Source organism: Streptomyces sp. R33 (genome assembly GCF_041200175.1).
Classification (GTDB): Bacteria; Actinomycetota; Actinomycetes; order Streptomycetales; family Streptomycetaceae; genus Streptomyces; species Streptomyces katrae_B.
In genome coordinates this window covers 5,135,342-5,159,712 of sequence record NZ_CP165727.1, presented here as the reverse complement: position 1 = coordinate 5,159,712, position 24,371 = coordinate 5,135,342, and the positions used below count along the sequence as shown (strand labels likewise).

Below are 24,371 nucleotides of genomic sequence, written 5' to 3'. Positions count from 1 at the left end.
GCACCTCCCAGCGGTAGCCGGGGGAGGGACTTTGACGACACCCCCTAGTAGTCGAAGGCCCGCGCCGTGTTCGCCGCCAGGGCGGTGGCCATCGCGTCCTCGTCGATCCCCCGTACCGCCGCCATCGCCCGTACGGTCAGCGGAATGAGGTACGGCGCGTTGGGCCGTCCGCGGTACGGCGCGGGGGTGAGGTACGGGGCGTCCGTCTCGACGAGCACCAGCTCCGCCGGGGCCACGGCGAGGGCCTCGCGAAGGGGCCGGGCGTTCTTGAACGTCACGGTCCCGGCGAAGGACATGTAGTACCCGGCGGCGGCGCATTCGCGGGCCATGTCGGCGTCCCCGGAGTAGCAGTGGAAGACGGTGCGCTCGGGTGCGCCCTCCTCGCGCAGGATGCGCAGGACGTCCGCGTGGGCATCGCGGTCATGGATGACCAGGGCCTTGCCCTGTCGCTTCGCGATCTCGATGTGCGCGCGGAAGGAACGCTCCTGCGCGGCCATCCCCTCGGGCCCGGTGCGGAAGTGGTCGAGCCCGGTCTCGCCGACGGCCTTCACGTGGGCGAGCTTCGCGAGCTCCTCGATCTCGGCCAGCGCCTCGTCGAGCGCGGCCTCGCCGCCCCCGGCGCGCGCGCCCTGCCGGGACCAGCCGTCGGGGTCCCCGTGCACGATGCGGGGGGCTTCGTTCGGGTGAAGGGCCACGGCCGCGTGGACGTTCTCGTACGCTGCGGCGGTCTCGGCCGCCCAGCGGGAGCCCTTCACGTCGCAGCCCACCTGGACGACGGTGGTCACGCCGACCGAGGCGGCCTTGGCGAGGCCCTCCTCGACGGTTCCGCCCTGCATGTCGAGGTGGGTGTGGGAGTCCGCGACCGCCACCCGCAGGGGTTCGGGCAGCGGCGGCGGGGTGTCCTTGGAGGCGTCCTTGGCGGCAGTGCTCATACGGCCGATCTTATGACCGGTCCGCTGACCACGGCCCGGCCCTCATGGCCGCGGCCGGGCCCTCACGACCGGCGGAACAGCCTCATCAGGCGGGAGAGCAGCCCCCCGCGCTCCGCGGCGTCGTCCACCGGGACGGGACCCGGGGCGTCGTGCAGCGGGGTCCTGCGCTGCTTCGGGGCCCGCGGGACGTTCGCGCCGGCCGGCACCGGGCCGGCGATCCCGGGCGAGATGCGGTGGTGGTAGAGCTTGTCGATCGTGCCGAGCACCGACGACACCTGGCCTTCCCGCATGATCCGCACCACGTGCCCGCCGCAGTTGTGGCAGGTCGGGTTCGACAGCGGGGAGGGGACCCGTTCGCCCTTGACGGTGTAGATGATGAAGGGCTGGCCCTGCCCGTCGACGTGGTGCTCGATCTCGTAGCCCTGCTCCCAGGCGTACCCGCACTTCATGCACGCGAACGAGTACGCCTCGTGCACGACGTGCACACCGGGCCTCGATACGGAGACGGGTGCTGCGGGGGCGGGTACGGGGGCGGGTACGGGTACCGAGGTGTCTGCGATCTCACTCATGCCAGCTCCTCTTGTTCCACTGGTGCCATTGCCAGTGGACGCCTCTTCGGGCGGGAGCGCATCAGGCCCTGTCGACTGTTGGACGGTCTTTGGGCGACTCATGCCCAAAGCGCCCGGTGCGCGGTCTGAGCTTTGCTTTTCAGGTTAGCTCTTTACCGTCTTACAGCACCTTTTGAGCCGCATTCTTTGCCGCAACCACTGCGTCGAAGACCTCCCGCTTGGGTACTCCGGCCTCGGCCGCGACCGCCGCGATGGCCTCCTTCCGCCGCTCCCCGGCCTCCTCGCGCACCCGCACCCTGCGCACCAGCTCCTCGGCGTCCACGTCTCCGGGCCCGGCCGCCGGGGCGCCCTCCACGACGACGGTGATCTCCCCGCGCACCCCCTCGGCGGCCCAGGCCGCCAGCTCGCCGAGCCCGCCGCGCTTGACCTCCTCGTACGTCTTGGTCAGCTCGCGGCACACGGCGGCCCGCCGGTCGGCGCCGAAGACCTCGGCCATCGCGGCCAGGGTGTCGTCGAGCCGGTGCGGGGCCTCGAAGTAGACGAGCGTGCGGCGCTCGCCCTCGACCTCGCGGAGCCGGCCGAGGCGCTCGCCCGCCTTGCGCGGCAGGAACCCCTCGAAGCAGAAGCGGTCCACCGGCAGCCCCGACAGGGCGAGCGCGGTGAGCACGGCGGACGGCCCGGGCACGGCGGTGACCTTGATGTCCTTCTCCACGGCGGCGGCGACCAGCCGGTAGCCGGGGTCGGAGACGGACGGCATGCCGGCGTCGGTCACCAGCAGCACCCGCTTGCCGTCCTCCAGCGCCTCGACCAGCTCCGGGGTGCGCGCCGACTCGTTGCCCTCGAAGTACGAGACGACGCGCCCGGTGGTGTGCACGCCGAGCCCCTGGGTCAGCCGGCGCAGCCGCCGGGTGTCCTCGGCGGCGACCACGTCGGCCCGCTCGAGCTCGGCCGCGAGCCGGGGCGGGGCGTCGGCGAGATCGCCGATCGGGGTGCCGGCGAGCACGAGCACGCCTGCGGAGGAGGAGGTCGAGGAGGCGGTTCCGGAGCCGGAGGGCTGGTCAGTCGTCACCGGTCCATCCTCTCAGCCGTCCCACCCGGCACACGTCGGCCGTCCCACCGGCACACGTCAGCCGTTCCACCCGGCACACACTCCTACGGTCCCCGGCACTGGGGTTCGCACAGGTGCGTTCCCTACGATGACCCGGTGACCAGTACCGCGACGCCGCCGCCCAGCCCCGCGGGGGCTCCGCCCGCCCCTCCGGCGGGGCGCGAAGAACAGCCGTCCACCTGGCTGCGCCGGCTGCGCAGCTTCGGCTACGCGCCGCCCGCCGACGCCCGGCGGCGCCCGGACGTCCGCACCCGTCTGATGCCCCCGTACGCCCGACCCTCAGAGCAGTTGTGGACCGCGCTCGGGGTCCCGCCCTCCGCGGTGGGCGCGTGGCAGCGGGTGCTGGCGTGGGCGGGGCCGTTGTTGGTGGCGCTGGTGGCCGGCGTGCTGCGCTTCGCGCACCTGGGCAGCCCGAAGGCGGTGATATTCGACGAGACGTACTACGCCAAGGACGCCTGGGCCACGATCCGGCAGGGCTACGAGGCGAGCTGGCCCAAGGACATCGACAAGTCGATCCTCGCCAACCCCGACGGGATCTCCCTCCCGCTGGACCCCGGCTACGTCGTGCACCCGCCGGTCGGCAAGTGGGTCATCGGGCTCGGCGAGTGGATGTTCGGCTTCACGCCGTTCGGCTGGCGGTTCATGACGGCCGTGCTCGGCACCCTGTCGGTGCTGATGCTGTGCCGGATCGGCCGCCGCCTGTTCCGCTCCACCTTCCTGGGCTGCCTGGCGGGCGCGCTGCTGGCGGTGGACGGCCTGCACCTGGTGATGAGCCGGACCGCGCTGCTCGACCTGGTGCTGATGTTCTTCGTGCTCGCCGCGTTCGGGGCGCTGCTCGTCGACCGGGACCGGGCCCGGGCCAGACTCGCCGACGCGCTCCCGGTGGACGAGGAGGGGCGCACCCTCCCGGACGTCGCCGTCGCCGAAACGCTGCGCCTGGGCTGGCGCCCGTACCGGATCCTGGCGGGCGTGTGCCTCGGCCTGGCCTTCGGCACGAAGTGGAACGGCCTGATCGTGCTGGCCTTCTTCGGCGTGCTGACCGTCCTGTGGGACGCGGCCGCGCGCCGCACCGCGGGCGCGGGCGCCCCGTACGCGGCGATGCTGCGCCGCGACGCGCTGCCGGGCTTCCTGTCGACGGTGCCGGTGGCGATCGCGGTGTACGTGGCCTCCTGGACCGGCTGGATCCTGTCGCCCGACAACGGCAAGGGCGGTTACTTCCGGGACTGGGCGGCGAAGAACGACCAGGGCAGTTCGCTGTCGTTCCTGCCGGAGTGGCTGCGCAGCCTGTGGCATTACGAGACCGAGGTCTACAAGTTCCACGTCGGCCTGACGTCGGGTCACACGTACGAGTCGAACCCGTGGAGCTGGCTGGTCCTGGGCCGTCCCGTCTCCTACTTCTACGAGTCCCCCGACCCGGGTGCGGACGGCTGCCCGGCGACGGAGGCGGGCAAGTGCGCGCGTGAGGTGCTGGCCCTGGGCACCCCGATGCTGTGGTGGGCCGGCTGCTTCGCGCTGCTGTACGTGCTGTGGCGGTGGTTCTTCCGGCGCGACTGGCGGGCGGGCGCGATCGCGTGCGCGCTGGCTGCGGGCCTGCTGCCCTGGTTCAACTACCAGGAGCGGACCATCTTCTTCTTCTATGCGGTGGTCTTCGTCCCGTACCTGTGCCTGGCGGTGGCGATGATGATCGGCGCTCTGCTGGGCCCGTCGGGCTCGACGGAACGCAGACGCGCGCTGGGTGCGATCGCGGCGGGCGTGCTGGTCCTCCTCATCGTCTGGAACTTCATCTATTTCTGGCCGATCTACACGGGCCAGACGCTCCCGATGGACTCCTGGCGCAACCGCATGTGGCTGGACAGCTGGGTCTAGCAGCCAAAACGACGGGCCCGGCACCTTCTGGTGCCGGGCCCGTCGTGATCGTTATTGACAGAGTTGCACCGATGCACTGCCGAGAGACGATGGGAGAGGGCCGTCCGACCGACTTCCGAGGCAGGAGCACACCATGGCTACTTCTTCGCTGCTCCCGGCACCGGTCCTGGAGCCCGAGGCCCAGGAACTGGTGGATTCCACGAAGCCGCACCCGCGCCTGTACGAAGTCCCGCCGGAGAACGGCCGGGAGATCCTTGACGATCTGCAGGCGGGCCAGGGGGTCGTCAAGCCCGCGGTGGACGAGGAGTGGGCGAGCATCGACGCAGGCCGATACGGCCAGGTCCGAGCCCGGATCATCCGCCCCCAGGGGGCGGCGAAAACCCTCCCGGTGGTTTTGTACATCCACGGCGCCGGATGGGTGTTCGGCGACGAGAACACCCACGACCGACTGGTCCGGGAACTGGCGACCGGAGCGGATGCCGCGGTGGTCTTCCCGGTCTACGACCTGGCCCCCGAGGCGAAATATCCCACTCAGATCGAGCAGAACTACGCGGTCGGAAAGTGGCTCGCCCAGAACGGCGAGGAGCGAAACCTCGACGCCTCCCGGATGGCGGTCTGCGGCGATTCGGTGGGCGGCAACATGTCCGCCGTCTTCGCGCTGATGGCCAAGGAGCGCGGCGATGTTCGACTGGCGGCCCAGGTGCTGCTGTACCCGGTCACCGATGCCAACTTCGACACCTCTTCGTACGAGCAGTTCGCCGATGGCTACTACCTCACCCGTGACGGGATGAAGTGGTTCTGGGACGCCTACACCACTGACCCCGAACAGCGCGCCGAGATCTACGCCTCACCCCTGCGCGCCGACATCGAGCAACTCCGTGGTCTTCCCCCCACCTTGGTCATCACCGATGAGGCCGATGTGCTGCGTGACGAAGGCGAGGCGTACGCAGCCAAGCTGCGCGAGGCGGGAGTGGACGTCACGGCGGTACGGGTGCTGGGGATGGTCCATGACTTCCTCATGCTCGACAGCCTCCGCGACTCCAAAGCGACCGTTGTCGCACGCACGATGGCCGTCGAAGCGCTGCGCCGAGCACTCCACGAATAACCCGACGCCGGGCTCGGGCACTTGTGCCTTGCCCCCTGCATGCCCGATCGAGGCCAGACGCTTCCGATCGGCTCGTGGCGCGGTCGGATGTGGCTGGAAAGCTGCGTCCGAGAGGGGCCGGGGCAGGATCCGAGGTGTTCCGGTCCGGTAACAAACTGCACTACACCCGCTCGCACAGCGTAAGGTCCGCACCAGAGGTTCTTTGAACATGTTCAGAGAACGGGGGAACTGGGGAGGGGACATACGTGAACGGGGCGGCGAAGGGTGCCATCGTCGGCGGGGTGTTTCTCGCGATGGTCGGCGGAGCCGGGTACGGGGTGTACGCGCTGGTCGGTGAAAGCGGCGACGGCGGCGACGACGGCAAGGACCGCGGCTCCGCCGTCCGGGCCGAGGAGGGCAGCGGGCCGGTCACCGACAAGGAGGCCGCGCAGACCGCGAAGGCCTTCTTCGCCGCGTGGGCGGCCGGGGACGCGCACGCGGCCGCGGAGCTGACGAACAACGTGCAGGCCGCGCAGACCGCCGTGGCCGACTACCGGGCGAAGGCCCACGTGTCCAAGGCCGTGATCACTCCGGGGCCGCAGACGGGTACGACCATCCCGTTCGGCGTCGCCGCGGAGGTCACGTACGAGGGCGCCACCAAGCCGCTCGCGTACGAGTCGAAGCTGACCGTCGTGCGGGGCGTGACCAGCGGGAAGCCGCTCGTCGACTGGCAGGCGTCGGTGATCCACCCGCAGCTGCAGAAGGACGAGAAGCTGCGCGCGGGCGCCCCGGCGGCTCCGCCGGTCAAGGCCGTGGACCGCAACGGCGAGGAGCTGAGCGCCGAGAAGTACCCCTCGCTGCGGCCGGTCCTCGACCAGCTGCGCCAGACGTACGGCGGCAAGGTGGGCGGAAAGGCCGGGGCCGAGCTGTGGATCGAACCGGCCGCGCAGGACGCGCCGAAGCGGACCCTGCTGACGCTGGTGGAGGGCGAGCCGAGCACGCTGAAGACGTACCTGGACGCCAAGGTGCAGGCGGCGGCCGAGAAGGCCGTCGCCAAGTACCCGGAGTCCTCGGTGGTCGCCGTCCAGCCGAGCAACGGGCACATCCTGGCCGTGGCCAACAACCGCAAGGACGGCTTCAACGCGGCGATGGAGGGGCGGCGGGCGCCCGGCTCGACGTGGAAGGTCGTGACGGCGGCGATGCTGATCGACCGGGGCAAGGCGGCGGCCGACCAGCCGGCGGAGTGCACGAAGGACGCCGTCTGGGGCGGCCGCACCTTCCACAACCTGAAGAACTTCGAACTGCCGGGCGCGAACTTCGCGACCAGCTTCGCGAAGTCCTGCAACACCGCCTTCATCAAGCAGATCGACGACGTCGACGACGACTCGGCTCTGGCGAAGGAGGCCCGGGAGGTCTTCGGCCTCGGGCTGGACAACTGGAAGACGGGCATCCGCTCGGCCGACGGCCAGGTGCCGGAGGCGAAGGGCGCGGAGGCGGCCGCCGAGTACATCGGGCAGGGCCGGATCACCATGAACCCGCTGAACGTGGCCTCGTTCACGGCCACCGCCCGCAGCGGCGTCTTCCACCAGCCTCTGCTCGTCTCGCCGGAACTCGACGGGCGGCCGGTCGCGCAGGCGGCGCGGCAGATGAAGCCTTCGGTCCAGCAGCAGCTGGTCCGGATGATGAAACTGACGGCCACCAGCGGCACGGCGGCCCAGGCGATGAGCTCGGTGGACGGCTCCGACAAGGGGGCGAAGACCGGCTCGGCGGAGGTCGACGGCGCGGGCAGCCCGGACAGCTGGTTCACGGGCTTCAGCCGGGACGTGGCCGCGGCGGCGATGGTCGAGGCCGGCGGCCACGGCGGCGACGCGGCGGGCCCGATCGTGGCGACGGTCCTGAACGCCTCCTGACGCCCCACCGCTGCGGGGGCTGCGCCGGAAAGGGCGTCGCGGGGGTGGTGCGCGGGGCGTTAGCGTGCCCGCATGACGACCAGCACCCACCCCCGCTTCGCGGAAGCCCTGGCCGAGCTGGGGCTCGACGTGACCGTACGCACGTTCCCGGACGGCACCCGGACCGCCGCCGACGCGGCAGCCGCGATCGGCTGTGAGCTCGGCCAGATCGCGAAGTCGCTGATCTTCGCTGGTGCCCGTGGTGGTCCTGATGGACGGGGCCTCGCGGGTGGACGTGGAGGCGGTGCGCCGGGAGCTCGGCGCGCAGAAGGTCACCCGGGCGGATGCGGCGCTGGTCCGGGAGACCACGGGCTACGCGATCGGCGGCGTCCCGCCCTTCGGGCACCGGATCCGCACCCGGGTCCTGGCGGACCGCTCGCTGCTGGCCCACGAGGTGGTCTGGGCGGCGGCGGGAACGCCGCACTCGGTGTTCCCGATGGCCCCGCAGGACCTGATCGCCCACGCGGGCGCCACCCTGAGCGACGTCCGCGAACGCTGACCCGCGGGGGCGCCCGGACAGGGCCGCGGCCGACGGGTCAGAGTGCGGACCGGACGGCCCGCACCAGGGCCTGGGCCCGGGGGTCGGCGGTGACCGACTTGGCGTGGGCGTTCGTCACGTAGCCGAAGCCGATCCCCGCCTCCGGATCCGCGAACCCCAGCGAGCCGCCCCGCCCCGGGTGCCCGAACGACGCCGGGGACAGCAGCGGCGAGGCCGGGCTGTGCAGCATGTAGCCGGGGCCGAAGCGCGTGTTGACCACCAGCACCCGGTCCGGCCCGGACGAGAGCTCCGTCCCCGCCAGCCGGGCCGTCTCCGGGGTGAACAGCCGCGTGCCGTCCTGCGTGTCGCCCAGCAGGGCCGCGTACAGGCCGGCCAGGCCACGTGCCGTGCCGGTGCCCGCCGACGCCGGGAGTTCGGCCGCCCGGAACGCCGGGTCGTTCTCGTCCGGCAGCGGGGTGATCGCCGCGAACGCCCGCCGGGTCAGCGAGGACGGGTCCGCCCAGGCCTCCGAAACGTTTCTCCGGGGGCGCGTCCGAAGACCCCCCGCCGTCTGCGGCGGGTCCACCGGGCCGACCCGGCCGACGCGCGCGGTCTCCGCCTGCGGCAGGCCGATCCAGAACTCCAGCCCCCGGGGTCCCGTGACCTCCTGCGCCAACCACTGCCCGAGCGATGCCCCGGTCACCCGCAGCACCAGCTCCGACAGCAGCCAGCTGTACGTCTGCGCGTGGTAGCCGTGCGCGGAGCCCGGCTCCCAGAAGGCCTGCTGCTCGGCGACCGCACGCGCCCCGGAGAGCCCGTCCACCGCCTCGGCGAGGGTCAGCGCAGTGTCCAGCGCCGGCACCCCGGCCCGGTGCGCGAGCAGGTCCCGGACCAGCGTCCGCTCCTTGCCGCCCGCCTTGAACTCCGGCCAGTACGCCGCCACGGGTGCATCCAGGTCCAGCAGCCCGCGCTGGTGCAGCAGCAGCGGTACGACGGCGGCCACGCCCTTGGTGGCCGAGCGCACCACCTGCGCGGTCCCGGCCGCCCACGGCTCGCCGCCGTCGCCGCCGTCCGCGTCACCGGCCTCGACGTCCTTCGGGCCCGCCCACAGGTCCACGACCTTCCGGCCGTCCCGGTACACGGCCACCGCCGCGCCCCGGTCCCCGAGCACCTCGAAGTTGCGTACGAAAGCGTCCCGGACGGCCTCGAAGCCCTCCGTCACGGTCCCGTTGACGTCCACGTCCCTGCTCCTCGTTCACCGCGGGTGCCGCTGGTCGGTCCGCCTGAAAGAGTCCAACACGGACCGGATCCGAGTCCTTCCCCGGGGTCGGTCGACAGGGAACCGCGACCGGCTGACCGGCGGACGGAGTCGGCGCCGCAGGCCGAAGCCCGGGAAGCGCCCCGGCGCCGATCAGTGCGAAGGCTGCGTCAGGGAGGGCGTGCGCGGGTCGAAGCCGAACGGGAGCTCCAGCCGGTGGGCCCGCATCAGCTCCTCGTCGCACAGCAGGTCCTGCGTGCGCCCGTCACCCGCGATGACGCCCTCGCTGAGGATCACCGCGCGCGGGCACAGCTCCAGCGCGTACGGCAGGTCGTGGGTCACCATCAGCACCGTCACGTCCAGCGAGCGCAGGATGTCCGCGAGCTCGCGCCGCGACGCCGGGTCCAGGTTGGACGAGGGCTCGTCCAGGACCAGGATCTCCGGCCGCATGGCCAGTACGGTCGCCACCGCGACCCGGCGGCGCTGCCCGAACGACAGGTGGTGCGGCGGCCGGTCCGCGAAGGCCTCCATGCCGACCTGCTCCAGCGCCTCGCGGACCCGCGTCTCCAGCTCCGCGCCCCGCATCCCGGCGGCCGCCGGACCGAAGGCCACGTCCTCGCGCACGGTCGGCATGAACAGCTGGTCGTCCGGGTCCTGGAAGACGATGCCGACCCGGCGCCGGATCTCGGCGAAGTTCCGCTTCTCGACCGGCAGCCCGGCCACCATCACCGTGCCGACCCCGCCGCCGAGGATGCCGTTGAGGTGCAGCACCAGCGTGGTCTTGCCGGCTCCGTTCGGGCCGAGCAGCGCCACCCGCTCGCCCTGTCCGACGGTCAGGTCCACCCCGAAGAGGGCCTGGTGCCCGTCCGGGTAGGCGTACGCGAGGCCGGAGACCTCGAGGGAAGGCGCGGGAGTCACAGCAGTCACAGGGTCCATCCCATCAGACAGACGGCGAGCGCCGCCGCCGGGAGTACGGCCGCGTACGCCCACTGGGCGCGGGTGGCCACGACTTCGTCGATCACCGGCATCGAGCCGGCGTAGCCGCGGCTGACCATCGCGAGGTGGACCCGCTCACCGCGTTCGTAGGAGCGGATGAAAAGGGCTCCGGCGGTCTTGGCCAGCACCCCCCAGTGCCGGATGCCGCGGGCCTCGAACCCGCGCGAGCGCCGGGCGATCGACATCCGCCGCAGCTCGTCGGTGATCACGTCGCCGTACCGGATCATGAAGGAGGCGATCTGCACCAGCAGCGGCGGCAGCTTCAGCTGCTGGAGCCCGAGCAGCAGCGCCCGCAGTTCGGTGGTCGAGGCGAGCAGGACGGACGCGGCCACCCCGAGCGTGCCCTTGGCCAGCACGTTCCAGGCGCCCCACAGTCCGGAGACGCTGAGCGACATCCCGAGCACCTCCACCCGCTCGCCCTGCGCCACGAACGGCATGAGCACGGCGAAGGCCACGAACGGGACCTCGATCAGCAGCCGCCGCAGCAGGAACCCTGCCGGGATACGGGCCGCGGCCGCGACCGCCGCCAGGAGGACGGCGTACAGCCCGAAGGCCCACACCGCCTCGCGCGGGGTGGACACGACGACCACGACGAAGGCGAAGGCCGCGGCCAGCTTGCAGTGCGGCGGCAGCGCGTGGACCGGCGAGTGCCCGTGCCGGTAGAGCTTGTGGGCGTGACCCGCGCCCATCTCAGACCGCCGTGGTCGAGGCGGCCGTCAGGTCCTGCGCGCGTCGGCGGCGCACGGTCCAGAAGATCCCGGTGCCGACGGCGACGGTCGCTCCGACGCCGATGACACCGGCGAGGCCGCCGGAGAGGCGGGCGTCGTCGACGTCCTTGACGCCGTAGTCGGCGAGCGGGGAGCCGGCGGCGGCGTGCTCCTTCACGTTCTGGTCGATGCCCTTGTCGGCGGCGACCTTCTCGAGGCCGTCCGGGCTGGCGGAGGCGTAGAAGGAGACGAAGCCGGCCAGTACGAGGGCGGTGACCAGGCCGGTGATCCACACGGGCTTCGCCGACCGGGCGGCCACGGCCGGGGGCACCGCGGCCGGAGCGGCAGCCGGGGCGTCGACCAGCTCGCCGCCGACGCGGAGCTTCAGCGGCGCGGCCAGTCCGCGCGCGCCGTGCACCAGGTCCGGCCGTACGGCCAGTACGGCGCCCACGGTCACGGCGGTGATGACGGCCTCGCCGATGCCGATCAGCACGTGCACGCCGACCATGGCGGTGAACACCTTGCCGAGCGGGACGTCGGTGGTCCCGCCGAGGGCGTACAGGAGGGTGAACATGACGGCCGCGCCGGGCACCGAGAGCAGTGCTCCGGCGAAGGCGGCGACGGTGACCGAGCGGCGGGTGTCCGGCAGGAGCTTCAGCAGCCCGCGGAAGACGGCGTAGGCGACGACCACGGTCACGACGCCCATGGTCACGACGTTGACGCCGAGGGCGGTCAGCCCGCCGTCGGCGAACAGGACGCCCTGCATGAGCAGCACCACGGACACGCACAGCACACCCGTCCAGGGGCCGACGAGGATCGCGGCGAGCGCCCCTCCCAGCAGGTGCCCGCTGGTGCCGGCGGCGACCGGGAAGTTCAGCATCTGGACGGCGAAGATGAACGCGGCGACGAGTCCGGCGAGCGGCGCCGCCCGCTCGTCGAGCTCCCGGCGGGCGCCGCGGAGGCTGACGGCCACGGCGCCTGCGGCGGCGACACCTGCGGCGATGGACACGGGGGCGTCGATGAAGCCGTCGGGCACATGCATGGGGCTGCTCCGCTTCCTGCGGTCTTTGAGCTGACAAAGTCTTTAACCGCTCAAGAATAGTGCCTAATTGCAAACCCTTGGCAAGAGCGTCCCCCGCACAAATACTGCCGCGCAGATTCGTGGGAATGTGCGAGGCTGGGGGCAATACGGACTCATATGTTCCGATTAGAGGAGTCTTGTCGTGTCAGCCACCGCCGAGAATCCCCCGGCCTCAGCCGCCACCGCCGTCGCCACCGCCGTAGCCGCCGCCGTCGAGGAGCGCGTCACCGCCCGCGTGATCACCGACGACCCGCTCTTCCGGAAGATCCCCGTCGCCCTGCGCTTCGCCCCCGCCGAGCCGCTCGCCGTACGGATCGTCTTCCCCTCCGGGCTCTCCCCCGAGGGCACCGAAAACGAGTGGGTCTTCCCCCGGGCCCTCCTCGAGGCGGGCCTCCAGGCCCCGACCGGCACCGGCGACGTACGCGTCTGGCCCTGCGGCCGCGTCCAGGCGGTCGTCGAGTTCCACTCCCCCGAGGGCGTCGCGGTGATCCAGTTCGACATCGCCGCGCTGCGCCGTTTCCTGCGCCGTACGAACGCCCCCGTCACCCGGTAGGCGTAACGGGACCACGCGAATTGCTGCGGGCGGGACGAGACGAAACGGGCCCGGCCCCGCACCTGGTGATCAGGTGCGGGGCCGGGCCGACACGTACGGCGGGGCGGGTCAGGCGTTGACCAGCTCGCGGTCCTTGTCCGGACCGTCCGCCTTCGGGGACCCCTCCGCACCCTCGAGGTGCTTGCGCAGGCTCTCGCCCTCCACGTCGACGTTGGGCAGCAGCCGGTCCAGCCAGCGCGGCAGCCACCAGGCCTTGTGGCCGAGCAGTGCGAGCACCGCCGGGACGATCGTCATACGGACGATGAAGGCGTCGAAGAGGACGGCGATCGCCAGACCGAAGCCGATCATCTTGATCATCTGCTCGCTGGCGCCGATGAAGCCCGCGAACACCGCGATCATGATGACGGCGGCCGCCACGACCACCCGGGCGCTGTACTGGAAGCCGGTCACCACGGCCTGGCCCGGGCGCTCGCCGTGGACGTACGCCTCACGCATGCGGGTGACGAGGAAGACCTCGTAGTCCATGGCCAGGCCGAAGACGACACCCACCATGAAGATCGGCATCATCGACATGATCGGGCCGGTCTGCTCCACCCCGAAGACCGAACCGAGCCAGCCCCACTGGAAGACCGCGACGACCGCGCCGAGGGCGGCGACCACCGAGAGCAGGAAGCCGAGGGCCGCCTTGAGCGGAACCAGGACGGAGCGGAAGACCAGCATCAGCAGCAGGAAGGCGAGGCCGACCACGAGCGCCAGGTAGGGCAGCAGCGCGTCGTTCATCTTCTGCGAGAAGTCGATGTTCATCGCGGTGGCGCCGGTGACGAGGACGTCGTCCCCGCTGCCGTCGCGGATCGTGTGGACCAGGTTCTCGGTCTCCACGGAGGACGGCCGGTCCTTCGGGATCACGGTGATGACCGAGGCGTCGCCCGCCTCGTTCGGGGCCGGCGGGGTGACCGCGGCCACGCCCTCCAGGCCCTTGATCCGGGCCTCCGTGTCGTCGGCGAGCTTCTTGTCGCCGTCGACGACCACCATCAGCGGGCCGTTGAAGCCCGGGCCGAAGCCCTCCGACAGCAGGTCGTACGCCTTGCGCTGGGTGGTGGAGACCGGCTGGGCGCCGTCGTCCGGCAGGCCCATCTCCAGCTTGCTCGCCGGGATCGCGATGGCGCCGAGGCCGATCACGGCGACGAGCAGCACCATCACCGGGCGGCGCAGCACGAACCTGGCCCAGCGGGTGCCGCCGTTGGCCTTCGGCTCGGCTGCGGCGGGCTTGCCCTTGCCGAACAGCCTGCTCTTCTTGCCCGCCGGCAGGACCTTCTTGCCCGCGAAGCCCAGGATGGCCGGGACCAGCGTCAGGGCGACGAGGACGGCGATGACCACGGTGCCCGCGGCCGCGAAGCCCATCTTGGTCAGCATCGGGATGTTGACCACGGCCAGGCCCACGAGGGCGATGACCACGGTGAGACCGGCGAAGACGACGGCGGAGCCTGCAGTTCCGGCTGCGCGGCCCGCGGCCTCGTCCCGCTCACGGCCCTCGGCGAGCTCCACGCGGTAGCGGGAGACGATGAAGAGGGCGTAGTCGATGCCGACCGCGAGGCCGATCATCATCGCGAGGGTGGAGGTGGTGGAGCCGAGGTCCAGCACGTTGGCGAGCGCGGTGATGGAGGAGACGCCGATGCCCACGCCGATCAGCGCGGTCAGCAGCGGCAGCCCGGCCGCGATCAGCGAGCCGAAGGTGATGACCAGCACGATCGCCGCGATCATGATGCCGACGATCTCGCCGGAGCCCGTCTCGGGAGCCGTCATCAGGGCGTCGCCGCCGATCTCGACGGTGAGCCCGGCGGCCTGGGCCGCTGTGCCGGAGTCCTTGAGCGCGTCGCGCGTCTCGTCCTTCAGCTCCATGCCGCTGACGGTGTACTTGACGCTCACGTACGCGGTGGAGCCGTCCTGGCTCACCGCCTGGGCCTGGTACGGATCGGTGACCGAGGCGACCTCGGCCTTGCCCGGGCCCTCCTTCAGACCGGAGACGATCTTCTCGACCTCGGTCTTGTACTGCGGGTCGTTGACCGAGGCGCCCGCGGGCGCCTTGACGACGATACGGGCGGTGGCGCCGTCGGCGGCCATGCCCGGGAACTTCTCGTCCAGCACGTCGAAGGCCTTCTGGGCCTCCGTGCCGGGTATGGAGAACGATCCGGAGGTGGGTGCGGACGCCGTCGCCGCGCCGAAGCCGGCGGCGAACAGCAGTGCCACCCAGACGAGGGCGACGAGGCCGCGGCGCCGGAAGGCGCCCCTGCCGAGTCGGTAGAGGAAGGTAGCCACGGAGGCGGTTCTCCCGTTCAGGTCGTGGGATGGATCCGGGATGGATCAGGGCGTGGAAAGCCGGCCCGACGACGAGAGCGGCGTGTCAGGAGCAGCAGGAGGTGTGCGGGCGGACTCAGACTCCGAGGGCGGGGAAGACCACGGAGTCGATGAAGTCGGCGAGGAACGCCTGGTCCACCGATCGGTCCTCCATCAGCGGCAACGCGATGAAGGCGCCGATCAGCATGTGCGGCACGAAACGGATCGCGGGGCAGTCCGGGGCGACCTCGCCCCGGTCCACGGCCCGCTGCAGGATCTCGTCGAGGCCGGAGATCTCCGGCTCCATGAGCAGCCTGCGCAACGCCTGGTGGAGTTCTGGACTCGTGTGGACGGCGTGGGCGAGCCCCCGCAGGAGCGCGGTGTCCTTCGCCATCTGCGCGTTGTCGGAGAGCTCGACCATGCGGTGGAGGTCGCCGCGCAGCGAGCCCGTGTCGATCTCCCGGAGGGAGGCCGGCTGGGTGCAGCGCAGCGCCTTGGCGACCAGCTCGGGCTTGCTCCCCCACTGGCGGTAGAGGGTGGCCTTGCTGGACTTCGTACGGGCGGCGACCGCATCCATGGTCAGCGCCTCGTAGCCGACCTCGCGGAGGAGGTCGAGGACCGCCTCGTGGAGTTCGGCTTCCCGCTCGGGGGTGATCCGGCTGCGCCGCGACGAGACTTCTTCGGACATCTCCGGCACCTCCCTTCCGAACGAAACTGTTTCGTACACCGATGACGATACCCCGGCCGCGAACGAAACGAAACCGTTCCGTTTCGATGAGGTGAGTGGCATGGATCACCTGTACGAGTTGCCAGGCCCCCTCGGCGCGGAAAGCATTGTGGGGTGAGTCACGACGGCGCGTACCTCCGCTTCCCGCACCTCCACGACGATCTGCTGTGCTTCGCCACCGAGGACGACCTCTGGGTCGCCCCGCTGGTCCCCGAAGGCGTAACCCCGGGCCGGGCCTGGCGGATCACCGTCGACCGGACCAGGGTCGGCCACCCCCGCTTCTCCCCCGACGGACGCCACATCGCCTTCACCACGTGGCGCAGCCTCGACCCCGAGGTCCACCTCGCCCCGGTGGACGGCGGCCCGGCCCGCCGGCTCAGCTACTGGGGCGCCACCGACACGCGTGTCTGCGGCTGGACCCCGCCCGACAAGGACGGCCACAGCGACATCCTCGCCGTGTCCTCGCACGGCCAGCCCTTCTCCTACTACGCCTGGGCCTACAGCCTGCCGACCGACGGCTCGCCCGGCGGCAGGCTCCCCTGGGGTCCCGTCTCCGACATCGCCGTCCACGACGAGCCGGGAGGAGAGCGGCGCACCCTGCTGCTGACCGGCAAGCCCCCGCACGAACCCGCCGCCTGGAAGCGCTACCGCGGCGGCGCCACCGGCCGGCTGTGGCTGCACGGCAAACAGCTCCTGGAGGACATCGAGGGCCACCTCGACGCCCCGATGTTCGTGGACGGCCGGATCGCCTTCCTCTCCGACCACGAGGGCATCGGCAACCTGTACTCCTGCCTGCCCGACGGCACCGACCTGCGCCGGCACACCGACCACGAGGAGTTCTACGCCCGGCACGCCTCCAGCGACGGCTCCCGGGTCGTCTACCAGTGCGCCGGGGACCTCTGGCTCGTCGACTCGCTGTCCCCCGGCGCCGCCCCGCGCAGGCTCGACGTCCGCCTCGGGGGGCCCCGCGCGGGCCGCCGTACGTACCAGGTCCCGGCCGCCAGCCACGTCGACTCGCTTTCCGTCGACGCCACCGGCCGGGCCAGTGCGGTCGTCATCCGCGGCAGCCTGTACTGGCTCACCCACCGCGACGGACCCGCCCGGACCATCGCCGACACCCCGGGCGTGCGGGTGCGGCTGCCGGAGATGCTCGGCAGCAGCGGGCAGGTCGCGTACGTGACGGACGCGGAGGGCGAGGACGCGATCGAGATCGCCTACCTCCCGCGGGCCTCCGGGGACCGTGAGCCGCGCCGGCTGGCCTCCGGCGAGCTGGGCCGCGTACTGGAACTGCTCTCCGATCCGGACGGGGAGCGGCTCGCCATCTCCTCCAACGACGGGCGGCTGCTGCTCATCGACGCGAGCGAGGAGTCCAACGGTGAGGTGACCGAGCTGATCCGGTCCATCAACGGGCCCGTCACCGACCTGGCGTTCTCGCCCGACGGCGCCTGGCTGACCTGGTCGCACCCGGGCATCGGGCGCTCGCTGCGCCAGATCAAGATGGCCCGGATCTCCGGCCCGGGCCCGCGCGCGATCGTGGACGTCACCAACGGGCGCTTCGAGGACGACCATCCGGTGTTCACCCGCGACGGCCGCTACCTGGCCTTCCTGTCCTGGCGCGGTTTCGACCCGGTGTACGACGTGCACACCGGCGACCTGTCGTTCCCGCTGGGCTGCCGTCCGTACCTGGTGCCGCTGTCCTCGGCGACCCCGTCGCCGTTCGCGTTCACCCCCGACGGGCGCCCCGCGGCGGGCGGACTCGACCCCGGCGAGGGCGAGGCCGCCGAGGCCGCCGAGGGCGACGGCGCGGTCATGGTGGAGGTGGAGGGGCTGGAGAGCCGCGTCACCCCGTTCCCGGTGACGGCGTCGAAGTACTCGGCCCTGTACCCGGTGCACGGCGGCGGACTGGTGTGGCTGCGCTGGCCGATCTCCGGCGCGCTCGGCGAGACGTTCGCCAACCCGGCCGACGTCAGCGGCAAGCCGACGCTGGAGTACTTCGACATCACGAAGGCGCGGAAGTCCGAACTGGCCTCCGGGCTGGACTGGTTCGCGGTCAGCGGCGACGGTACCCGGCTCGTCGTCAACGAGGACGGGGACCTGCGCGCGGTCCCGGCGACCGAGTCCGGCGACAGCGACTCCACCGTCTACCTGGACCTGCGGCGCATCCTGCACGAGGTGGACCCGGCGGCCGAGTGGCGCCAGGCCTTCGAGGAGGCCGGGCGGCTGATCCGCGCGTACTTCTGGGAGCCGGGCATGTGCAACATCGACTGGGACGGGGTGCTGCGCCAGTACCGCCCCCTGGTCGAACGGGTCGCCTCGCCCGACGAGTTCGCGGACCTGCTGCGCGAGGTGCTCGGCGAGCTCGGCACCTCGCACGCGTACGTCTCCCCGGCGCGCCGCAACGAAGGCCCGCCGCACTACCAGCGGCCCATCGGGCTGCTCGGCGCCAACCTCGTGCCCCGCGAGGAGGGCTGGGTGCTCGCGCGGGTCCTGCCGGGCGAGTCCTCCGACTCCAAGGCCCGCTCCCCGCTCGCCGGCACCGGCATCCGGGAGGGTGCCGTGCTCACCCATGTCGACGGCCGGCCGGTGGACCCGGTGACCGGGCCCTATCCGCTGCTCTCGGCGGCCGGGGGCACCACGGTCGAGCTGACCTTCAAGCCCGCCGAAGGCGAGGGCCGGGCCCGGCGGGTGGCGATCGTGCCGCTGATCGACGAGCGGCCGCTGCGCTACCAGGACTGGGTCTCCAAGCGACGCGCGGTGGTCCGCGAGGTCAGCGGCGGCAAGTGCGGCTACCTGCACATCCCCGACATGGGCGGCTCGGGCTGGGCGCAGTTCAACCGCGACCTGCGGATGGAGATGTCCCGGCCCGCGCTGATCGTGGACGTACGCGGCAACGCGGGCGGGCACATCAGCGAGCTGGTGGTGGAGAAGCTGACCCGCTCGATCCTCGGCTGGGACCTGACGCGGGGCGCCCAGCCGGTGTCGTACGCCTCCAACGCGCCCCGCGGTCCGATCGTGGCGCTGGCCGACGAGGCGACCTCCTCGGACGGCGACATGATCACGGCCGCGTTCAAACTGCTCGGGCTCGGCCCGGTGGTCGGCCAGCGCACCTGGGGCGGGGTGGTCGGCATGACCGGCCGGCACACCCTGGGCGACGGCACGGTCATCACGGTGCCGATGAACGCCGCCTGGTTCCCGGAGTACGGGTGGTCGGTGGAGAACCACGGCGTGGAGCCGGACCTCGCGATCCTGCGCACCCCGCTCGACTGGGCGGAGGGGCGGCACGCGCAGCTGGACGACGCCGTGTACGTGGCGCTGGAGCTGCTGGAGCAGGAGCCGGCGGCGGTGCCGCCCGGCTACGCGGACGTACCGGACCTGCGGCGTCCGAAGCTCCCGCCCAGGCCGTAGGCACGGGGAAGGGGCGCGGTCCGTGCAGTGCACGGACCGCGCCCCTTCTGCCACGAACTCCGGGCGTCAGAAGTCCCAGTTGTCGTCGAGCTCGTCGTGGACCTTTTCCTTCTTCTTCTTGGCCGGCTCGGGGGTGTGCGCACCGCGCTCGGACGCCTCGTCCTTCGCGCCCCTCCCGGCCGTCCTGGCCTTGTCCTGGAGCTCTTTCGCCTTGTCCTGGAACTGGTCCTTGATGCCCATGCTGTTCACTCCTGGTGGGGTGTAGGGGACTGGGCCTCGACCAGATTTGCACGAGCGGACAAAGCTCGCATTTCGATCAATGCCGCCCGGTGCCCTGCGCGCGCTCCTTCTCGTCGGCGGCCCCTCCGGCCCCCACAAGTCCCCTGGAGACACTCGTCAGCCTGGGCTCGAAGCGCTTCATCTCCCGCTGCCCGACGGTCGCGATGATCCCGGGCAGGTAGCCGCGCACGCCCTGCATCCCGCGCAGCCACCACTGCGCGTACACGTGCGGTGAGCGCCGTTCGATGCCGGCCACGATCCGGTCCACGGCCGGGCCCAGCGGGTAGGTGCGGTTCGACGGCCAGGGCAGCCGCTGGCGCAGTTCCCGCATGACCTCGTCCTGGTCGGCGCCGCGCACCATGTCGGTGTCGGTCCAGGAGAGGTAGCCGACGCCCACCTTGACGCCCTTGTGGCCGACTTCGGCGCGCAGGCAGTGCGCGAAGGCCTCGACGCCGGACTTGGAGGCGCAGTACGCCGTCATCATCGGCGCCGGCGTGATCGCGGCGAGCGAGGCGATCTGCAGGAAGTAGCCGCGGCTCTCGGTGAGTACGGGGAGGAAGGCGCGGGCGGTGACGGCCCCGCCGATCAGGTTGACCTCGATCACCCGGCGCCAGGCGTCGGGGTCGGAGTCGGCGAACGGCCCGCCGGAGGCCACGCCCGCGTTGGCGACGACGAGGTCGACCTTGCCGAAGCGTTCCTTGACCTCCTGCGCGACCCGGGCCATGGCCTCGTGGTCGGTGACGTCGGCGTGCCAGTGGTCGCTGTCGGTGTGCAGCCGTTCGGAGACCTCCTTGAGGGCCTCCGGCTCCAGGCCCACCAGCGCCACCTTCGCGCCGCGTGCGGACAGCTTGCGGGCGAGCAGCTCGCCGACCCCGCGGGCGGCGCCGGTGACGACGGCGACCTGGCCTTCCAGACTCCTGTGCGCACTCACTGCGTGACCTCCTTCAAGAAGTGCGCGCTCAGCTCGCGCACGGCGTTCGTGACGGCCTCGGGGGCCTCGATCGGGGTCATGTGTCCCATGCCGGTCAGCTCGGTCAGCCCCACGCAGTGCGGCAGCGCGGCGGCGAGCCCCCGGGCGTGCACGATCGGGGTGAGCCGGTCGTCCTTGCCGCCGATGACGGCGGTGGGCACGGTGAGCGCCGCCAGGTTCGCCCCGAGGTCCAGCCCGGCCAGCACCTCCGACCAGGCGTACCGGACCCCGGTCGGGCAGCCGTGCACGATACGGGCGCAGGCCTCGACCCTGTCGGGCGCGGATCCGGGGCCCATGGTGGCGTACTTCAGCACCCGCTTGGCGACCGGCGTGACGGGCCCGAGCGGGGCCCGCGCGCCGAGTACCGCACCGGTGATACGGGTCCGCACGCGCCCGGGACGCAGGGGTACGACCAGCGCCTCCGCGACCAGCCGGGCGCTGCCGGTGCTGCACAGCAGCGCGGCCGCGGTGTGCTCGGCGAACTCCGGCCGGCCGGCGGCGGCCATGATCGTCATGCCGCCCATGGAGTGTCCGGCGACGACCGCCCGCTCGCCCGGGACCAGGGTGGCCCCCATGACGGCGACCAGGTCGTCGGCGAGGGCGGTGGTGTCGTAGCGGGTGGCGGCGGGGCTGCGCCCGTGCCCGCGCTGGTCGTAGGCGATGACCCGGTGGTCCCGGGAGAGCTCCCGGATCTGCGCGGCCCAGAAGGCGGTCGAGCAGGTCCAGCCGTGCGCCAGCACCACGGCCGGCGCGCCCTCGTCCCCGTGCTCCTCCACGTGCAGCCGGGACCCGTCGGCGGAGACCGCGATCCGTTCCCGCCGGGCCGCGGGGGGTGCGTACGGCCCGGAGGTGACGTACGGCGGGCGGCTCATGCGGCGCCCTCCCCGGCGGTGGCCTGCGCCGCCCGGGCCGGGACCCGCTCGCGCTCGGCCTCGCGGAGGCGGACGACCTCGTACTCGGAGAGGTCCACGCTCCGCGTCTCCTTGCGGAACTCGCCGGTGGTGCCCGGCCAGACCGTCGTGTTGCGCCCCTGTGCGTCCAGGTACCAGCTGGTGCAGCCGCCGGTGTTCCAGACCGTGCGCTGCATGCGGGCCTGGACCTGCCGGTTCCACTGGTTCACGGCGGAGGGCCGGGCCGCGAGCGCGACCTGCCCGCCCAGGACGTGGAGCTGGCGCAGGTAGTCCGCCATGTAGTTCAGCTGCGACTCGATCATCAGGATCATCGAGCTGTTCCCGAGCCCGGTGTTCGGCCCGATGATCGTCATCCAGTTCGGGAAGCCGGCCGCCGTCGCCCCGCGCAGGGACTGCATCCCGTCCTTCCAGTGGTCCGCGAGGGTCCGCCCGTCCGCGCCCACCACCCGGTCGGCGATCGGCATGTCCGTGACGTGGAAGCCGGTGCCGAAGACGATCGCGTCGGCCTCGGTCTCGGTCCCGTCGGCCGCGATCAGGGTGTTGCCGCGGATCTCCTTCAGCCCGGAGGCGACCAGGTCCACGTTCGGCCGGGCGAGCGCCGGGTAGTACTCGCTGGAGAGCAGGATCCGCTTGCAGCCGATCCGGTACGAGGGCGTCAGCTTGGCCAGCAGCGCCGGGTCCTTGATCGAGCGCGCCATGTTGGCCTTGGCCAGCGACTCGATGAGCCCGAGCTGGTTCGGCCGCTTGGTGAACGCGCTGACCTGGAGCTCCCGGATCCCCCACAGCAGCCCGCGGCGGGCCGCCCGGGTGAACGGCAGCTGGCGGTGCAGCCAGCGCTCCACGCTGCTGATGGCCCGGTCGGTGCGCGGCATCACCCACGGCGGGGTCCGCTGGAACAGCGTGAGCCGCTCCACGTCGGGCGCGATGGCCGGCACGATCTGGATGGCCGAGGCGCCGGTGCCGATCATGGCGACGCGCTTGCCGCGCAGGTCGTAGTCGTGGTCCCAGCGGGCGGAGTGGAAGACCTTGCCGGGGAACTCGGCGAGCCCGGGGACCTCGGGCATCTTCGGGTCGGACAGCGGCCCGGTGGCGGAGACGACCACATCGGCGGTGAGCTCCCCGGCCGCGGTCTCGATCTCCCACCTCAGCCCGTCGGCGTCCCAGCGCATCATCCGGACCTCGGAGTTCAGCCGGATGTGGGGGCGCAGCCCGAAGGTGTCGGCGACGTGTTCGAGGTACGCCCGGATGGCCGGCTGCCCGGAGAAGGTCCGCGGCCAGTCGGGGTTGGGGGCGAAGGAGAACGAGTACAGGTGGGAGGGGACGTCGCAGGCGCACCCGGGATAGCTGTTGTCGCGCCAGGTCCCGCCGACGGAGTCGGCCCGTTCCAGTACGACGAAGTCCGTGATGCCCTCGCGCCGCAGCCGTACGGCCGCACCCAGCCCGCCGAACCCGGACCCGATCACTGCCACTCGTACGTGTTCGCGCTCGCCCATGCCACCCCTGCCGCCCATGCCCGCCGCCTTCCGCTTCCGCAGTCCCAGCCCAGCCCGGTCACAACCACACTGCAACACTGCCAGCAATCACTGGCACAATCGGGAGAGTAGAGCAGCTCCGTACTCATGGGTAGAGGTCGCGCCCGGAAAGTTACTGCCGGTACGCCATAGGCTTCGCCTGTGGAACAGACGGAAGCAGGGACGACAGTGCGTGAATACCGTACGGAGGAACTGGCCGAGGCGGCCGGCATCCCCGTCCGCACCCTGCGCTTCTACCGCGAGCGCAAGCTCCTCCCGCCGCCGCGCCGCGAGGGCAGGATCGCCTGGTACGACGACCACCACCTGGCCCGGCTGCGCACCATCGCCGCCCTGCTGGAGCGCGGCCACACCCTCGGCGGCATCGCCGAGCTGACCGCCGCCTTCGAGAACGGCCGCGATGTCGGCCAGCTGGGCGAACTGCTCGGCATCGGCTGGTCCGAGGAGACCCCCGTACGCCTGACCCCGGAGGCCCTCGCCGACTACTTCGAGGGCGAGGTCACCCCGGAGAACCTGGCGGCCTCCCTGGACCTCGGCTACCTCGCCACCGACGGCGACGAGATCGTCCACGTCAGCCGCCGCCTGCTGGACGTCTCCTCGGCGCTGGTCCGCGAGGGGGTGCCGCTCTCGGCGGTCCTGGAGACGGGCCGCCGGGTCCGCGAGCACGCGGACGCCATGGCGGCCCTGTTCACCGAGCTGATCTCCACGCACCTCACGGAGGAGGCCCTGCCGCGCATGCGACCCCTCGCCAAGAGCGTGGTCGAGGCGGAGCTCACCATGGCGATGGACCGCCTGCTGGCCTCAGGGGCTCAGGACCCCAGCTCGTAGACCACGGTCACGGGCGCGTGGTCCGACCAGCGCTCCGGATGCGTCTCGGCCCGCTCGACGAACGCCTTCACGGCCCGGGCGGCCAGCCCCGGGGTCGCGACCTGGAGGTCGATGCGCCACCCGGCGTCGTTGTCGAAGGCCCGCCCGCGGTAGGACCACCAGGAGTACGGCCCCTCGGTGTCGGGGTGCAGGCTCCGTACGACGTCCACGTACCCGGCGGTGTCGTACACCTCCCCGAGCCACTCCCGCTCCTCGGGCAGGAAGCCGGCGTTCTTGCGGTTGGTCTTCCAGTTCTTGAGGTCGGCTTCCTTGTGGCAGATGTTCCAGTCACCGCAGACGACGACCTCGCGCCCCCCGGCGGCGGCCCGCACCTTCAGCTCGGCGAGGTAGGGGAGGAACTCCCCCATGAACCGGTACTTCTCGTCCTGCTTCTCGGTCCCGGCCTCACCCGAGGGCAGGTAGAGGCTGGCGACGGTGACGCCCGGAAGGTCCGCCTCGACGTAGCGGCCGCTCGCGTCGAACTCGTCGCTTCCGAATCCCACCCGCACGGCGTCGGGCTCGCGCCGCGTGTAGAGCGCGACCCCCGCCCGGCCCTTGGCGGCGGCCGGCGCGAACACGGTGTGCCAGCCCTCGGGCGTACGGACCTCGTCCGGGATCTGGCCCTCCTCGGCCCGCACCTCCTGCAGGCAGACCACGTCGGCGTCCGACCCGGCCAGCCACGGGGAGAACCCCTTCTTGGCGGCGGCGCGGATCCCATTCACATTCACGGAGGTCACGGTGAGCATCCCCGCACCCTAACGGGAGCGT

Annotated in this window: 20 protein-coding genes and 1 pseudogene; 7 read left to right on the top strand and 14 right to left on the bottom strand. The window is 72.0% G+C overall.

Annotated elements, in window-relative coordinates; translation table 11 throughout:
• Positions 1-44: 44 nt before the first annotated feature.
• The 3 genes from AB5J51_RS23720 to rsmI form a co-directional block, all read right to left on the bottom strand.
• The gene (locus AB5J51_RS23720) at positions 45-932 is read right to left on the bottom strand and encodes a TatD family hydrolase (protein ID WP_133897817.1); all 888 of its coding nucleotides are present in this window, start codon (positions 930-932) and stop codon (positions 45-47) included.
• Positions 933-994: 62 nt separating this feature from the next.
• Positions 995-1,501, bottom strand: a complete 507-nt coding sequence (locus AB5J51_RS23715; RefSeq protein WP_369778596.1) for a hypothetical protein — start codon at positions 1,499-1,501, stop codon at positions 995-997.
• Positions 1,502-1,661: 160 nt separating this feature from the next.
• A complete protein-coding gene (gene rsmI / locus AB5J51_RS23710) occupies positions 1,662-2,570 on the bottom strand; it encodes a 16S rRNA (cytidine(1402)-2'-O)-methyltransferase (RefSeq protein ID WP_369778595.1) in 909 nt (302 codons plus the stop codon).
• 135 nt (positions 2,571-2,705) lie between these two features.
• On the opposite strand from rsmI, the gene AB5J51_RS23705 reads away from it, so the two are divergent.
• The 4 genes and pseudogenes from AB5J51_RS23705 (at position 2,706) to AB5J51_RS23690 (ending at position 8,007) form a co-directional block, all read left to right on the top strand.
• The gene (locus AB5J51_RS23705) at positions 2,706-4,475 is read left to right on the top strand and encodes a dolichyl-phosphate-mannose--protein mannosyltransferase (RefSeq protein ID WP_136225561.1); all 1,770 of its coding nucleotides are present in this window, start codon (positions 2,706-2,708) and stop codon (positions 4,473-4,475) included.
• Positions 4,476-4,608: 133 nt separating this feature from the next.
• Positions 4,609-5,580 (top strand): alpha/beta hydrolase, encoded by a 972-nt coding sequence (locus AB5J51_RS23700; RefSeq protein ID WP_369778594.1) that lies wholly within the window; start codon positions 4,609-4,611, stop codon positions 5,578-5,580.
• A gap of 245 nt (positions 5,581-5,825) precedes the next feature.
• Positions 5,826-7,469: a penicillin-binding transpeptidase domain-containing protein gene (locus tag AB5J51_RS23695; protein ID WP_369778593.1), complete on the top strand. Its 1,644-nt coding sequence runs from the start codon at positions 5,826-5,828 to the stop codon at positions 7,467-7,469.
• Positions 7,470-7,541: 72 nt separating this feature from the next.
• Positions 7,542-8,007: pseudogene (locus AB5J51_RS23690) on the top strand (YbaK/EbsC family protein).
• Between the two features lie 37 nt (positions 8,008-8,044).
• Here AB5J51_RS23690 and AB5J51_RS23685 read toward each other — a convergent pair.
• The 4 genes from AB5J51_RS23685 to AB5J51_RS23670 all read right to left on the bottom strand — a co-directional run bounded on the left by AB5J51_RS23685 (position 8,045) and on the right by AB5J51_RS23670 (position 11,989).
• A complete protein-coding gene (locus tag AB5J51_RS23685) occupies positions 8,045-9,226 on the bottom strand; it encodes a serine hydrolase domain-containing protein (RefSeq protein ID WP_369778592.1) in 1,182 nt (393 codons plus the stop codon).
• Between the two features lie 171 nt (positions 9,227-9,397).
• Complete coding sequence (locus tag AB5J51_RS23680; protein WP_369778591.1) at positions 9,398-10,180, bottom strand: energy-coupling factor ABC transporter ATP-binding protein; 783 nt, start codon at positions 10,178-10,180, stop codon at positions 9,398-9,400.
• Complete coding sequence (gene cbiQ / locus AB5J51_RS23675; RefSeq protein ID WP_133897810.1) at positions 10,168-10,929, bottom strand: cobalt ECF transporter T component CbiQ; 762 nt, start codon at positions 10,927-10,929, stop codon at positions 10,168-10,170. Before cbiQ ends, AB5J51_RS23680 begins: the two co-directional genes overlap by 13 nt.
• 1 nt (position 10,930) lies before the next feature.
• Complete coding sequence (locus AB5J51_RS23670) at positions 10,931-11,989, bottom strand: energy-coupling factor ABC transporter permease (protein ID WP_136225569.1); 1,059 nt, start codon at positions 11,987-11,989, stop codon at positions 10,931-10,933.
• A 181-nt stretch (positions 11,990-12,170) separates the two neighbouring features.
• On the opposite strand from AB5J51_RS23670, the gene AB5J51_RS23665 reads away from it, so the two are divergent.
• Positions 12,171-12,581, top strand: a complete 411-nt coding sequence (locus AB5J51_RS23665) for an SsgA family sporulation/cell division regulator (RefSeq protein ID WP_136225571.1) — start codon at positions 12,171-12,173, stop codon at positions 12,579-12,581.
• A gap of 108 nt (positions 12,582-12,689) precedes the next feature.
• Here AB5J51_RS23665 and AB5J51_RS23660 read toward each other — a convergent pair whose 3' ends face one another.
• Positions 12,690-14,897: an MMPL family transporter gene (locus tag AB5J51_RS23660; protein WP_369778590.1), complete on the bottom strand. Its 2,208-nt coding sequence runs from the start codon at positions 14,895-14,897 to the stop codon at positions 12,690-12,692.
• A 115-nt stretch (positions 14,898-15,012) separates the two neighbouring features.
• On the bottom strand, positions 15,013-15,603 hold the full coding sequence (locus tag AB5J51_RS23655) for a TetR/AcrR family transcriptional regulator (protein WP_053791016.1): 591 nt from the start codon (positions 15,601-15,603) through the stop codon (positions 15,013-15,015).
• A gap of 153 nt (positions 15,604-15,756) precedes the next feature.
• Here AB5J51_RS23655 and AB5J51_RS23650 point away from each other — a divergent pair, with 153 nt between their 5' ends.
• Positions 15,757-19,047, top strand: coding sequence for a S41 family peptidase (locus AB5J51_RS23650; protein ID WP_133897806.1), 3,291 nt, complete (start codon positions 15,757-15,759; stop codon positions 19,045-19,047).
• A 66-nt stretch (positions 19,048-19,113) separates the two neighbouring features.
• Here AB5J51_RS23650 and AB5J51_RS23645 read toward each other — a convergent pair whose 3' ends face one another.
• The 4 genes from AB5J51_RS23645 to AB5J51_RS23630 form a co-directional block, all read right to left on the bottom strand.
• Positions 19,114-19,287: a hypothetical protein gene (locus AB5J51_RS23645; RefSeq protein WP_166663161.1), complete on the bottom strand. Its 174-nt coding sequence runs from the start codon at positions 19,285-19,287 to the stop codon at positions 19,114-19,116.
• Between the two features lie 76 nt (positions 19,288-19,363).
• On the bottom strand, positions 19,364-20,257 hold the full coding sequence (locus tag AB5J51_RS23640) for an SDR family oxidoreductase (RefSeq protein WP_053791013.1): 894 nt from the start codon (positions 20,255-20,257) through the stop codon (positions 19,364-19,366).
• Positions 20,254-21,168, bottom strand: a complete 915-nt coding sequence (locus AB5J51_RS23635; RefSeq protein ID WP_369778589.1) for an alpha/beta fold hydrolase — start codon at positions 21,166-21,168, stop codon at positions 20,254-20,256. The genes AB5J51_RS23640 and AB5J51_RS23635 overlap by 4 nt, the downstream gene beginning before the upstream one ends.
• Complete coding sequence (locus AB5J51_RS23630) at positions 21,165-22,700, bottom strand: NAD(P)/FAD-dependent oxidoreductase (RefSeq protein WP_133899824.1); 1,536 nt, start codon at positions 22,698-22,700, stop codon at positions 21,165-21,167. Before AB5J51_RS23630 ends, AB5J51_RS23635 begins: the two co-directional genes overlap by 4 nt.
• Positions 22,701-22,907: 207 nt before the next feature.
• Here AB5J51_RS23630 and AB5J51_RS23625 point away from each other — a divergent pair, with 207 nt between their 5' ends.
• A complete protein-coding gene (locus AB5J51_RS23625; RefSeq protein WP_234382987.1) occupies positions 22,908-23,564 on the top strand; it encodes a MerR family transcriptional regulator in 657 nt (218 codons plus the stop codon).
• Here AB5J51_RS23625 and AB5J51_RS23620 read toward each other — a convergent pair.
• Positions 23,546-24,349, bottom strand: coding sequence for an exodeoxyribonuclease III (locus tag AB5J51_RS23620; protein WP_369778588.1), 804 nt, complete (start codon positions 24,347-24,349; stop codon positions 23,546-23,548). The genes AB5J51_RS23625 and AB5J51_RS23620 overlap by 19 nt on opposite strands.
• Positions 24,350-24,371 lie beyond the last annotated feature (22 nt).